This is a genomic window from Paenarthrobacter nicotinovorans (assembly GCF_021919345.1).
Lineage (GTDB): Bacteria > Actinomycetota > Actinomycetes > Actinomycetales > Micrococcaceae > Arthrobacter > Arthrobacter nicotinovorans.
The window spans coordinates 1265565-1278393 of sequence record NZ_CP089293.1; the positions used below are offsets into that span (position 1 = coordinate 1265565).

The following is a 12829-nucleotide window of genomic DNA, read 5'->3' on the forward strand; positions in this document are numbered from 1 at the left end:
CTCCTAACCCACACGCTCACGCCGGCCGAGGATACCCTGCGGTCGGAACAGAAGAACAACGATCATGATGAAAAGGGCACCGACGTATTTGAGGTCGGCGGGAAGGCCGAAGACTGTTGTCAGTTCCACGAAGATGCCTACGACGATCGAACCGATCAGCGCACCGAATACTGTGCCCAATCCACCGAGCGTCACGCCCGCAAAGATGAGCAGCAGGATCTGCGAACCCATATCGAAGGTGACACCCGGGCGGTAGTAGGCCCAGAGGATGCCGCCCAGGGAGGCCAGGACGCCGCCGACGATCCACACGATCCGGATGACGGAGTCGACGTCGATGCCGGAGGCTGCTGCCAGCGCCGGGTTGTCGGCGACCGCGCGGGTCGCCTTGCCCAGCCGGGTCTTCAACAGAATGAACCCGATCAAGGCGATCACCACGGCACTGATGAGCAACGACCACAGGTTGTTGGGGGAGATGGACACGGGGCCGATCTGGATCTCAGCGCTCTGTGCTCCCGGCAGCTGCTGTGTAGCACCGCCAAAGAAGAACTGGATGACGTACCGGATGGCAAGGGCGAGGCCGATGCTGACGATCATCATGGGGACCAGTCCGGAACCGCGCCGCCTCAGGGGACGCCAAAGTCCTGCGTCCTGGACGTAGCCGAAGAGCCCACCGCCTACGAGGGCCAGCAGGATCGCCAGCCAGAAGGGGAGGCCGAAGCCGTTGAACATGAAGACGAGGACTGCGCCGAGGGTCACCATCTCGCCGTGGGCGAAGTTGGTGAGGCCGGTGGTTCCGAAGATCAGCGAAAGTCCCACTGCAGCCAATGCGAGGAGGAGGCCGAAGCTCAAACCCGCCACCAGGCGGTTCAAGAGGTTCTGGCCGAAGTCCTGTTGCTGGACCACGATGCCTTTGCCGAAGGCGAAGATCACCGACAAGTTGGATGTCTGGCTGAAGGTGACATCCCTGGGGTTGTCCTGGCCATCGGCGAGCTTGATGCCATCGGGCAAGGTCGAGGTATCGAGCTCAACGGTATAGGTGCCTTGGACTGGTACGCCGATGCTCCACGCACCGTTGGCTCCGGAGGTGGCTTCACCTTCGAATCCGTTGCCCGAGGCTTTGATCTTGACGCCGGGTATGGGGGCCCGGGCGTCATCGCGGAGGAACCCGCTGATGTTGTTTTGGAAATTGGTGGGTGATGGCGAAGGCGAGGGGGTGGTTGCCTGTGCCGAAGGGGCGGCGATCAACAGAGTTGCGATCAGGGCTGCGAACAGTGCCCCCACGACTCTCTGCAGTCCCTTGGACCGTCTCTTGGACGGGTCGCGCAGTGTGCTTCTCAAAATGGAAACCTCCACAGTGGGGGTGGTCCCGACTGCGCCATTGCAGCCGGTGCGAACGGGTCATGGGGCTTGTGAACAGTTCTTGCCTAGCTGCCTCGATTGTGATCTAAGTCACCCATGTGTGGCCTATGTTACCGCTCGACGGACCGAATGAATGCCCAGTTCGGGGGTGCGAAGATCGCGATCAGATAACAACTGTGAAGCTATAGGCAACTATTAATGCAGGATTCCTAAACAAAAAATTTGTTGTGTGGCAGTGTCACTTAAGTTTCGCGGGCCGAAACGCGTCCCGGATTCGTCCCCTGCCGTGTCACGGTTGCGTTTCGTCTCGGTGAGCAGGGGAACTTTCCCTGCCGCGCACGCGTGGTAATTGGTACCGTGAACTATCACTTAGCCCTTTTTCAGGAGGACACCCGTAATGGCACTTGGCGGAAACCCAGTCTTCAACGGAAAGAATTTCCGTGGAGCAAAGCAGGCCCCGCCTGTACCGCAAAATCCGTACGGCCAGCAGTTTAACCAGGCTGGCCGGGCGCCCGGACAGGTCATGGACGGCCAGGCCGCATGGTCAGCCCAGCAGCAGGGCATGACCAACGAACAACTGCAGCAGATGTACAACCAGCCGGCGGCAGGCCCCGCTGACACCGGCCGCATGACTTATGACGATGTCATCATGAAGACCGTTGCCTGCCTGGTGGTCCTCGTGATCGGCGCAGCCGTGACGCTGTTTGTGGCACCTGGCCTGTCCAGCCTGCTGATGATCGTTGGCGCCTTGGGCGGATTCGTCCTGGCCCTGGTCAACACCTTCAAGAAGCAGCCTTCACCGGCCCTGATCCTGGCCTATGCCGGCCTCGAGGGCCTGTTCCTCGGTGGCCTGACCCGGATCCTCGATGGCATGTACCCGGGCGTCGGCCTGCAGGCCGTCATCGGTACCCTTGCAGTCTTCGGTGTGACACTCGTGCTGTTCAAGAGCGGCAAGGTTCGCGCTACGCCGAAGATGGTGCGCTTCTTCATGATCGCGACCATCGGCTATGCGGTCTTCGCGCTGATCAACCTGGTCATGATGTGGACGGGTGCCGTGCAGGAGCCCTTCGGCCTTCGCACCAGCATCACCATTGCCGGCATCCCGCTGGGTGTCTTCATCGGTATCCTGGCCATCGGCCTGGCAGCGTTCTCGCTCATCATGGACTTCACCAGCATCGAAGAAGGCGTCCGCGCCGGTGCCCCGGAGCGTTACTCCTGGGTTGCAGCATTCGGCCTGACAGTCACGCTGGTCTGGCTCTACGTCGAGATCATTCGACTGCTCGCCATCCTGCGAGGCGACGACTAGCTACAAAGCAAAAAGCCCCGAAGATTCGTCTTCGGGGCTTTTTCGTGTCTTCGAGGGGCGAGGTTTCGGGGGAAAGGGTGCGTCAAAGGGGTGGGATCCAACCCCTCGCGTCAGCTCAGGCGTTCGAACACCACAGCCATGCCCTGGCCGCCACCCACGCAGAGTGTTGCCAGCCCCAGTGTCCCGTCCCGTTCCTTCAACCCGTTCAGCAGCGTGCTGGTCATGCGTGCGCCAGTCATGCCGAATGGATGGCCCAGGGCGATGGCGCCGCCGTGAACGTTGAGTTTTGCAGGATCGATGTCCAACTCCCTGGCACTTGCCACCACCTGCACGGCGAAGGCCTCGTTAAGCTCCACGAGATCGATGTCGTCCATGGTCAGGCCAGCGAGGGAAAGTGCCCGCCGGGTGGACTCCACCGGCCCCATGCCCATCAGTTCGGGTGAGAGTGCGCTGACGCCTGTTGATACCACCCGCGCCAAGGGTTCCAGGCCGAGTTCGCGTGCCCGGGTATCGCTCATGACCACCACGGCCGCCGCGCCGTCGTTGAGGGGACAGGCATTACCTGCCGTCACAGTGCCCCCTGGGCGGAACACGGGCTGCAGTGCCGACACCGCCTCCAGTGTCACCCCCGGCCGGGGAGAGTCGTCACGGTCAACCACCACTCCGTCCTTACGCGTGAAGGGTGTGATGTCCCGGGCGTAGAACCCGGAGGCAATTGCCGCCTCGGCACGGTTCTGGCTCAGGACGCCCCATTCGTCCTGCTCGGCGCGGCTGATGCCGTAGCTCGTGGCGACGTTCTCCGCGGTCTGGCCCATGGAGATGTAGATGTCCGGCAAGCGGCCGCCAAAACGGGGGTCCGTCCACGGGATGTTGGAAGCGGCGCGGGCTGCGGTGCGCTGGGCGGCTGCTTCGAAGCGCGGATTGTGGTCGGCGGTGTCGGTTTCGCCGGCGCCCACCCAGTTCCGGTAGCGGGAAACGCTCTCCACCCCGGCGGAAACCACCGCGTGGGCCTCCCCGGATTTGATGGCATGGAAGGCCATCCTCAGGGTTTGGAGGCTCGATGCGCAGAAGCGGTTGATGGTGGCTGCCGGAACCTGGTCCAATCCGGCCAGCACCGCCACGACGCGGGCCATGTTCGAGCCTGCTTCGCCGCTGGGCTCCGCGCAGCCCAGGAGGATGTCGTCCAGGCCGCGCCCGTCCTCCGAGCCCGGGTCGAAGCCAGGAACCTTGGCCAGTGCCGCCTGCACCATGGCAGTGGCGAGGTCGTCGGGTCGTTCATCCTTCAAGGACCCTTTGAAGGCGCGCCCGATCGGGCTTCTGGCAGTGGAAACAATGACAGCCTCAGTCATGGCCCCAGCTTACGCCCGGCACCGCTGTGCTTACCGGGCGCAGGCCGGGCGCGTCAGACCAGGCGGAAGGCGCCTGCAGCGGGGGTGACAGTGAAGATGTCCGGTGCGGTGAAGCCCGCCTCCGCAAAGGAACGCACGACGGCGTCCCTCACCTGCTGTTCCTGGCCCACCGGCGTCAGGGCGATGGCAGAACCACCGAAACCGCCGCCGGTCATTCGCGCACCGATTGCGCCGCTGGCACGGGAGGTATCCACGGCCAGATCGAGCTCCGGGCAGGAGATCTCGAAGTCGTCGCGAATGGACACGTGGCTGGCGTCCAGCAGGGCTCCAATGCTCGCAGGTCCCCGGGTGCCAAGTATCTCGACGGTTTGGAGAACGCGGTCGTTTTCGGTGACCACGTGACGCACCCGCCGAAGTGTGGTCTCATCCAACAGCCCGGAAGCTTCCTCCAAATCCTCGACGCCGACGTCGCGCAGTGCTTTAACGCCGAGGATTTCGGCTCCCAGCTCGCAGGACGCGCGGCGCGAGGCATATCCGCCGTCGGCGTGTGAGTGTGAGACCTTGGTGTCGATAACCAGCAGGACCAGGCCCGAGGCCTCGGCGTCGAACGGGACCAACTCAACGTGTTGGTCGCGGCAATCGAGGAAGACAGCGTGTCCTTTGGCGCCACGCAGGGATGCCGACTGGTCCATGATTCCCGTGGGAGCCCCGACAAAGATGTTTTCGGCGCGCTGGGTGGCCAGGACAAGCTCCTCCGCCGCAAAGCCGGCACCCGTGAGTTCGTTGAGTGCGGAGATGACGGCGCACTCGATGGCGTGGGAGGAAGACAGCCCGGCGCCCGAGGGGACATCGGAATCGAGCAGCAGGTCAAAGCCGGGTACGGTGATGCCGCGCTCCTGCAAAGCCCAGGCGACTCCCAGGGGATAACGGGACCAGCCTTCGCCCGAGCCGGGTTCCAGCTCCACGAGACTGGCTTCCACCATCCCGTGGCCGCCGAACGTGGACAGCATGCGCACCGTCGAATCGTCGCGGACGCGCAGGGCCACCTTCGCCGTCCTGTCGATGGCGAAGGGAAGCACAAAGCCTTCGTTGTAATCGGTATGTTCGCCGATCAGGTTGACGCGTCCCGGTGCCTGCCACACGCCGTCGGGAGCTGCTCCGAACGTTTCCTGGAAACGGGCGGTGAGGACGCTGGCGTCCGTGGTGGTGGTCATGCTCGGATGCCTTCCATGGTTTTGTCGGTGGCCGGTGCAGCGGCGACGTTGCGGAGCCGCTCGGCCACGGCTTCGGGGGTGGTGTCGTTGATGAACGCTCCCATGGCCGCTTCCGATCCGGCCAGGTACTTGAGCTTATCGGCCGCGCGCCGGGGGGAGGTGAGCTGCAGGTGCAGTTGCCCCGCCGGACGAAGCGAGGGATCCAGCGGGGCCTGGTGCCACGCGGAGATGTACGGCATGGGAGTGGGGTACAGGGCGTCGAGGCGCTTGAGCAGGTCCAGGTAGACGTGCGAGAGCTCGTCCCGCTCGGCCCCTGTGAGCGCCGCAAGGTCAGGCACGCTGCGGTGGGGCACCAGGTGGATTTCCAAGGGCCAGCGCGCAGCGAAGGGAACATAGGCGCTGAAGTGCTCGGCCTCCAGGACCATGCGGCTGCCGTCTTCACGTTCCGCCTTCAGGAGCGAGGCCCCGAGCGTTTCCTTCGCGTCGACGTCGTCGTAATACTTGCGGGCTACGGCGCCGAGTTGGGCGGCCCGCGGCGTCACGTACGGGTAGGCGTAGATCTGGCCGTGCGGGTGGTGCAGGGTGACGCCGATGTCGGCGCCGCGGTTCTCGAAGGGGAAGACCTGCTTGATGCCGGGCAGGGCGCTCAGCGCCTCGGTCCGCTGTGCCCACGCTTCGATCACTGTCCGGGCGCGGGTCTCGCCCAACCCTGCGAAGGAGCCAGTATGCTGCGGCGTGAAAGCCACGACCTCACAGCGGCCAAAAGCGGGACCTGTGATGCCGTGGGCGTTCTGTCCCGCTGCAGGCAGCGGAGGGATGTCGCCCAGGGCCGGTCCCAGGGACGGGAAGCGGTTTTCAAACACCACGACGTCGTAGTCCGGCGCCGGAATCTCCGAGGGGTTTGCGGCAGTGGTGGGGCAGATGGGGCACTGATCGGCCGGAGGGAGATGCGTCCGCGTTTGCCGGTGGGCTGCCACAGCCACCCAGTCTCCTGACAATGCGTCGTACCTGACTTCGCCGGGCTCCCCCCGTGCGGGGAGCCGGCGATGGTCAACCAGTGATTCCGGTGACCGTTCCGGCGTTCCGGGGTCGTCAAAGTAGATCAGCTCCCGGCTGTCCGCCAGGCGGGTTGTGGTGATGCGGCTCATGACTTCATTGTTCCACAAATGACCAAAAGCGCATAGTTTCTAACAAAAGCAAACATTGCCGGGTCCGGTCCGACCTCCCGGATGCAGTACGGTAATGCCATGCCTGCCTCTTCGATGCCAGCCGACAGCGCCCACCACCCCGAATCCCGCCGTTTCGCCACGGGTCGGCAGTTCGAGCTGCGACGGGACAACGCCGTTGCTGTCGTGACGGAACTGGCTGCGGGACTGCGGCTGTACTCCCGCGGCGGCGTCCAGCTGACCGAGAGCTACGGCGACGCTGAAATCTCTCCAGGGGCCACCGGCATCACCCTTGCGCCGTGGGCCAACCGGGTTGAAGACGGAATCTGGTACCTCGACGGCAAGAAGCAGCAGCTCGACATCACGGAAGTTTCACGCAACAACGCCAGCCACGGACTATTGCGCAACACCGGATATGCGCTGGTGGATGAGTCCGAATTCTCCGTCACCCTGGAAGCCACTGTTTTTCCCCAGCACGGCTACCCGTTTCTGGTGCTTCACCGGGTGCGCTACGAACTCGACGACGCCCTGGACCTCCGTGTTTCCCAGACCTTGATCAACCAAGCGCAGAGCCCGGCTCCTTTTGTCCTTGGCGCCCACCCTTACTTGCGCTTGGGCGACACTGCCCCCGAAGACCTCATCCTTACCGTCAACGCCCGGACCCGGCTTGTGGCGGATGAGCGCCTGATCCCGCGCAGCACGGCCCCGGCGGACGGGCCGTACGACTTTTCATCAGGCATCCCGGTTGGCCCGTCATTGGTGGACGTCGCGTTAACGGACCTGGAGTTCGACGGCGGCGCGGCCCGCCATACGCTCACCGCACCTGATGGCCGCAGTGTAAGCCTGGAGCAGGACACGAACTGCCAGTATGTCCATGTCTTCATCACTGACACCTTTCCTGGACGTTCCAGGGCAGTGGCCATCGAACCGATGACTGGCCCGGCGAACGCCTTCAACAGTGGTGACGGCCTCCGCTGGTTGGCGCCGGGGGAGGCGTTCACCATGAACTGGGGCATTACTGCATCCCTTTAGTCCGCGGCGCTGCCTGCGGGTCGGTTTCCCATACGGAGCGGGCTACGGAATTATGGGTTCATGACGCCAACACCGGACGCCAAGCCCCGTTCTGACCGCCAAATCGCCGAGGACATCCCCTATGGGGTGCGCATTGCTGCAGCCTGGTCGTGGCGGGCAGGTCTGATACTGCTCATGATCGGTGCTCTGGTGTGGCTCCTGGGGAAGGTCAGCTTCCTCATCATCCCCGTCATGGTGGCAGCGCTGCTGGCCGGTCTGCTCTATCCGGTGGTGGCCTGGTTGCGGAGCCGCAAACTTCCCAATGGCGCTGCCGTCGCTATTACCGTAGTCGGGTTCATCGGCGTCATTGCCGGCGCCCTGGCTCTTGTGGGCCGGCAGTTGGTGTCCGGCTTCGGCGCACTGTGGCAGGAAGCCCTCGCCGGAATCCAGCAGATCCAGACCTGGCTGGCCGACGGCCCCCTCCATCTCACCGCCGACCAGATCGACCAGTACATCGCCGATGGTGCCAACGCCCTGCAGAACAACAGCAGCAGCATCCTCAGCGGTGCCTTGTCCTTTGGCAGTACCGCAGGACACTTCGCGGCCGGCCTGGTGCTGGCGCTGTTCATCCTGATCTTCTTCCTGCTGGAGGGAAGCCGGATCTGGGCCTTCCTGGTACGCCTTCTGCCTAAAACGGCGCGGAGGGCAACTGACGGTGCAGGCCGGCGGGGTTGGACCTCGATGGTCAGCTACGTCCGTATCCAGATGTTTGTTGCCTTCGTGGACGCCGTAGGCATTGGTGTCGGTGCTGCGATCATCCAGGTCCCCTTGGCACTGCCCCTCGCCGTCCTTGTTTTCATCGGCTCGTTCATCCCTGTTGTGGGCGCGCTGGTCACCGGTGCCATCGCGGTGCTGCTGGCCCTCGTCGCCAATGGGCCCGTCAATGCCCTGATCATGCTGGCCATCGTCCTGCTGGTGCAGCAGCTTGAGAGTCACATCCTGCAGCCGCTGGTCATGGGCAAGGCTGTTGCCCTGCACCCGGTGGCCGTCATCCTCTCGGTGGCTGCAGGCTCTTATCTGGCAGGCATCCCGGGAGCCCTGTTCGCAGTTCCCCTGCTCGCCGTAGTAAACACGGCAGTTCGCTACATTGCCGGCCGGACGTGGGAACATGATGAAGGATTGGGTGGCGCCGGACTCCAACCGGCGGCCGCTTCCGCGGGTTCCGGCGACGCCAACTTCAAGGAAGTGCACCTTCCAAAGTCCGAATCCCGTCTCGCCAGGGGCGGCGCCGGCACGACCAAGGCTCCGGGGAGCACCTCTGCTGAGGGCCCCGAGGCCGACACCAACAAAGGAGAATAGTCAGTGAATACCCTCGATACCCTGCCCGTCACCCTGGACGATGTCCTCAAGGCGCAGGAGCTGCTCGAGGGCATTATTACCAAGACTCCGGTGGAGTCGTCCCGGGCGCTGGGCCACCTTGTGGGCGGAAATGTCTTCTTCAAGTGTGAGAACCTGCAGCGCGCCGGCTCGTTCAAAGTCCGTGGTGCCTATGTACGCATGGCCCGCCTCACTGCCGACGAAAAGAAGCGCGGTGTAGTGGCGGCCTCCGCCGGCAACCACGCCCAAGGTGTCGCAGTGGCCGCCAAGAGCCTGGGCATCAACGCCCGGATCTACATGCCGCTGGGCGTCGCCCTCCCCAAACTCGCCGCCACGCGCAGCCACGGGGCAGAGGTCATCCTTCACGGCCACAATGTGGACGAGGCACTGGCCGAAGCGCAACGCTACGCCAACGAAACCGGTGCCGTGTTCGTGCACCCCTTTGACAACGTGGATGTCGTAGCGGGTCAAGGCACCATCGGTCTGGAGATCCTGGAACAGATCCCCAATGTGGACACCATCCTTATGGGCGTCGGCGGCGGTGGACTGCTGGCCGGCGTGGCTGTGGCCATCAAAGCCCGCGCCAAGGAGCTTGGCCGTGAGATCAGGGTCATTGGCGTGCAGGCAGAAAACGCCGCGGCGTACCCGCCCTCCCTGGCTGCCGATGCCCTGGTGCCGCTCAAGAAGGTATCCACGATGGCTGACGGCATCGCAGTGGGACGACCGGGACAGCTGCCGTTCAGCATCATCCGCGAGCTTGTGGACGACGTTGTCACCGTCAGCGAAGACTCATTGGCCCGTGCGCTCATTTTCCTGCTGGAACGCGCAAAGATGGTCGTTGAGCCCGCCGGCGCGGTGGGAGTAGCCGCACTGATGGACGGCAAGATCGAAAACCCAGGGAACACCGCCGTCGTGCTTTCCGGCGGCAACATCGATCCCATGCTGATGCTGAAGGTCATCCAGCGCGGTTTGTCGGCTGCAGGCCGCTTCATGACGGTCCGTATGATGCTCGATGACCGTCCCGGCTCATTGGCTACGATCGCCCGGATCATCGCAGAGAACGATGCCAACGTGACCGGCCTGGACCACACGCGCCTGGGCGGTTCCATCAGCATGGGCGATGTCTCCATCACCATCAACCTGGAAACGAAGGGCCACGAACACGGCGAACAGGTCCTTGGCGCCTTGCGGGCCGAGGGCTTCCAGCCGATCGTGGTGCACTGACGGGAGGAGCGCCCATGGTGCTTGGAACGCCTGAAGGATCAAGAGCCGAAGCCGAGGAATCGCTGGCCGGACGGGCGAAGGGCGGCCTGCTCTTCATGGGCGGGTTCGTGGTCCTGCTCTACGTCATCGAGATTCTCAATACGCTGATGCGGCACGCCCTGAACGCCACTTTCGGACTCCGCCCCCGCTCCATGGACGGTGTCCTGGACATCCTCACCTTTCCTTTGCTTCACGCAAACTTCAACCACCTGATCTCGAACACCTTGCCGCTGATCATCTTCGGTTTCCTGGTGTTCCTGTCCGGCATCCGCGTGTTCATCACCGCCCTGGCGTTCAGTTGGCTGGGCTCGGGGCTGACTGTGTGGCTCATCGGCGGGGGAGGGGTGACGGTTGGGGCCTCCGGGTTGGTGTTCGGCTTCTTCGCGTTCCTGCTGGTCCGGGGTTTCTTCAACCGGAGCTGGTGGCAGATCCTGCTGTCCGTGGTGCTGTTCATGGCCTACGGCAGCATCCTCTTCGGGGTGTTGCCTACGGTGATGGGCTACATCTCCTGGCAGGCCCACCTGGGTGGCGCCATCGGTGGCATCATCGCGGCCCTCTTGCTACGGCCCAAGCCCGCCATCACCCCCTGACCCAACGGGGACAGTAAGTCCCAAAGCTGGGCCGGGCACAAAAAACGCCGGCCCCCTCCACGAAGGAGGGGGCCGGCGTCGTGCTTGTGGTGCCCGGGCTGATACCTAGGCGACGTACGGCTTGGCGGAGACGATCTCTACCGCGATTTCCTTGCCGTTGGGAGCGACGTAGCTGAGGCTGTCGCCTTCCTTGTGGCCGATGATGGCTGCACCGAGGGGCGACTTCTCGCTGAAGACATCCAGATCGGAATCTCCGGCGATTTCGCGCGAGCCCAGCAGGAACGTCTCTTCGTCACCGGCGATGCGGGCAACAACCAGCATGCCGGGCTCGACGATTCCGTCGTCGGCCGGGGCCTCGCCCACGTGCGCATCGCGCAGAAGGGCGGTCAGCTGGCGGATACGGGCTTCGATCTTGCCCTGCTCCTCCTTGGCTGCGTGGTAGCCGCCGTTTTCCTTGAGGTCGCCTTCCTGGCGGGCAGCTTCGATCTTCTGGACGATTTCCGCCCGGCCAGCGCCGGAAAGGTGGTCCAGCTCAGCCTTCAAGCGGTCGAAAGCTTCCTGGGTAAGCCAAGCCGCAGTGGCGCTGTTGGTGGTAGACACGGATTTCTCCTCTAGATCTGACAATGCAAAAGACCCCGCCGAGGTGGCCACTCGTAAAACTCAGTAACCAACTTAACGGGGTGAAGGTTTCATCCATTGTAGTAAATCCTCTGGACGAACCCAAACCGGTTGAGCCGTAGGTCACACGTTTGTTATTTGCCGCTGTCCACAATCCAGCAGTTATCCACGACGCCGGAGACAGACGGGGACTCGGTCCTCAGGGTGGTCCGCTGGACAGTGGTCCTCCCGCCGTCGGGGTCGTCCTGGGGCTCGTTGGCGCCGATCTCGACCACCTTCCAACCCACTACTGCGAACTTCGAGTCCAGGGCCTTGATGGCGCATTTCGCGGTGGCGCGAGGGGACTTGGTGACTTGGTAATCGACCTCGGCCTGGGTGTCGTCCACCGTGCTGTAGCCAATGTCTTTGAACGTGACCGGAGCCTGCGCGGACCCTGTCGCGACATACCCGGCCAAGCCAATGGCGACCACCAGCGCGGCGATGATGATGTTCCGCTTGGTTTTGCCTGTCATGGCGCGCTTTTGACCGCCGTAGCGATTGGCTAGGCTGGTGCTTGCCGGTACTTGGGTGGCCGAAAGGTCCTCTGAAGTCACCCATCCAGTTTAGTGCCGATCCCGGTGGCACTTTGCCGCCCCTGAAGCAGATCCATGAAAGAGGAGCCGTCACGTGACAGCGTCCAGCAGTTCCGACCAGCAGCTGCGGCTGCTCGCCGTCCACGCCCACCCGGATGATGAGTCCAGCAAGGGTGCAGCAACCATGGCGATGTACGCCGCCGCAGGCGTGGACGTCATGGTCGCCACGTGCACGGACGGATCACGTGGAGACATCCAGAACCCCGCCATGGAGGATGCCCCGCATCCCAAGCGTGACATGGCCGGTGCGCGCCGGCTGGAAATGGCCAACGCGGCAGCGGTGCTGGGAATCAAGCAGCGCTGGCTCGGATTCGTGGACTCAGGCCTGCCGGAAGGAGATCCCCTCCCGCCGCTGCCGCCGGGATGCTTCGCGTTGCAGCCGCTGGAGCGGGCTTCAGCTCCACTGGTGCGCCTGGTTCGTCAGTTCAAGCCGCACGTCATCCTCAGCTACGACGAAAACGGCGGTTATCCGCATCCGGACCACATCATGGCCCATAAGGTGGCGGTTGAAGCTTATGAAGCCGCAGGCGATCCCGAACGCTATCCCGGCATGGGCGAGCCGTGGGCCCCGGACAAGCTCTACTACGACCGTGCTTTCAGCCCCGCACGTTTCCGTGCCCTCCATTTCGCGTTGGAGGAAGCAGGGCTGCAGTCTCCGTACGCCGAGCGGCTGGCGGCGTGGTTGGAGGCCGACGCCGAGGGACACACGCCACCCGCCGGCGGTCACCAGACCACTACCCAGATCGACTGCGGCGACTACTTCGAGGTCCGCGACGACGCCCTGCGGGCCCACCGCACCCAGATCGACCCTTTGGGCTTCTTCTTTGCCGTATCGCCGGAACTGCAGCGGACCACGTGGCCTTGGGAGGACTACACCCTGATCAAGTCCCGTGTGCCTTCCGAGCTGCCCGAAAAGGATCTCTTCGCAGGGATAAGATAAGAAC

General features: G+C 63.7%; 12 protein-coding genes. 6 read left to right on the forward strand and 6 right to left on the reverse strand.

All coding sequences use genetic code 11. The features are described from left to right. Positions 1-3: 3 nt before the first annotated feature. Complete coding sequence (locus tag JMY29_RS06070) at positions 4-1338, reverse strand: branched-chain amino acid ABC transporter permease (RefSeq protein ID WP_227453511.1); 1335 nt, start codon at positions 1336-1338, stop codon at positions 4-6. 418 nt (positions 1339-1756) lie between these two features. Between JMY29_RS06070 and JMY29_RS06075 the strand changes: the two genes are divergently transcribed. Then, positions 1757-2665 (forward strand): Bax inhibitor-1/YccA family protein, encoded by a 909-nt coding sequence (locus JMY29_RS06075; RefSeq protein ID WP_018777283.1) that lies wholly within the window; start codon positions 1757-1759, stop codon positions 2663-2665. A 110-nt stretch (positions 2666-2775) separates the two neighbouring features. Here JMY29_RS06075 and JMY29_RS06080 read toward each other — a convergent pair whose 3' ends face one another. From JMY29_RS06080 to galT, 3 genes are read right to left on the reverse strand one after another with little or no spacing between them, the layout of a single operon-like run. Next, positions 2776-4014: an acetyl-CoA C-acetyltransferase gene (locus tag JMY29_RS06080; RefSeq protein ID WP_189075898.1), complete on the reverse strand. Its 1239-nt coding sequence runs from the start codon at positions 4012-4014 to the stop codon at positions 2776-2778. 53 nt (positions 4015-4067) lie between these two features. After that, positions 4068-5228, reverse strand: coding sequence for a galactokinase (gene galK, locus JMY29_RS06085; RefSeq protein WP_189075897.1), 1161 nt, complete (start codon positions 5226-5228; stop codon positions 4068-4070). After that, on the reverse strand, positions 5225-6376 hold the full coding sequence (gene galT / locus JMY29_RS06090; protein ID WP_189075896.1) for a galactose-1-phosphate uridylyltransferase: 1152 nt from the start codon (positions 6374-6376) through the stop codon (positions 5225-5227). Before galT ends, galK begins: the two co-directional genes overlap by 4 nt. 99 nt (positions 6377-6475) lie before the next feature. On the opposite strand from galT, the gene JMY29_RS06095 reads away from it, so the two are divergent. The 4 genes from JMY29_RS06095 to JMY29_RS06110 are packed head-to-tail and all read left to right on the forward strand — an operon-like array spanning position 6476 to position 10635. After that, positions 6476-7426, forward strand: coding sequence for an aldose 1-epimerase family protein (locus JMY29_RS06095; RefSeq protein ID WP_229778607.1), 951 nt, complete (start codon positions 6476-6478; stop codon positions 7424-7426). Between the two features lie 60 nt (positions 7427-7486). Continuing rightward, on the forward strand, positions 7487-8764 hold the full coding sequence (locus JMY29_RS06100) for an AI-2E family transporter (RefSeq protein WP_018777288.1): 1278 nt from the start codon (positions 7487-7489) through the stop codon (positions 8762-8764). A 3-nt stretch (positions 8765-8767) separates the two neighbouring features. Beyond that, positions 8768-10006 (forward strand): threonine ammonia-lyase, encoded by a 1239-nt coding sequence (ilvA, locus tag JMY29_RS06105; RefSeq protein WP_018777289.1) that lies wholly within the window; start codon positions 8768-8770, stop codon positions 10004-10006. Positions 10007-10020: 14 nt separating this feature from the next. Then, complete coding sequence (locus JMY29_RS06110) at positions 10021-10635, forward strand: rhomboid family intramembrane serine protease (RefSeq protein WP_018777290.1); 615 nt, start codon at positions 10021-10023, stop codon at positions 10633-10635. Between the two features lie 105 nt (positions 10636-10740). Here JMY29_RS06110 and greA read toward each other — a convergent pair whose 3' ends face one another. Continuing rightward, the gene (greA, locus tag JMY29_RS06115) at positions 10741-11235 is read right to left on the reverse strand and encodes a transcription elongation factor GreA (protein WP_018777291.1); all 495 of its coding nucleotides are present in this window, start codon (positions 11233-11235) and stop codon (positions 10741-10743) included. A gap of 152 nt (positions 11236-11387) precedes the next feature. After that, entirely contained in the window at positions 11388-11846 is a 459-nt protein-coding gene (locus tag JMY29_RS06120; RefSeq protein ID WP_018777292.1) for a DUF4307 domain-containing protein, read from the reverse strand. A gap of 73 nt (positions 11847-11919) precedes the next feature. Between JMY29_RS06120 and mca the strand changes: the two genes are divergently transcribed. Continuing rightward, positions 11920-12825: a mycothiol conjugate amidase Mca gene (gene mca, locus JMY29_RS06125; RefSeq protein WP_039240309.1), complete on the forward strand. Its 906-nt coding sequence runs from the start codon at positions 11920-11922 to the stop codon at positions 12823-12825. Positions 12826-12829 lie beyond the last annotated feature (4 nt).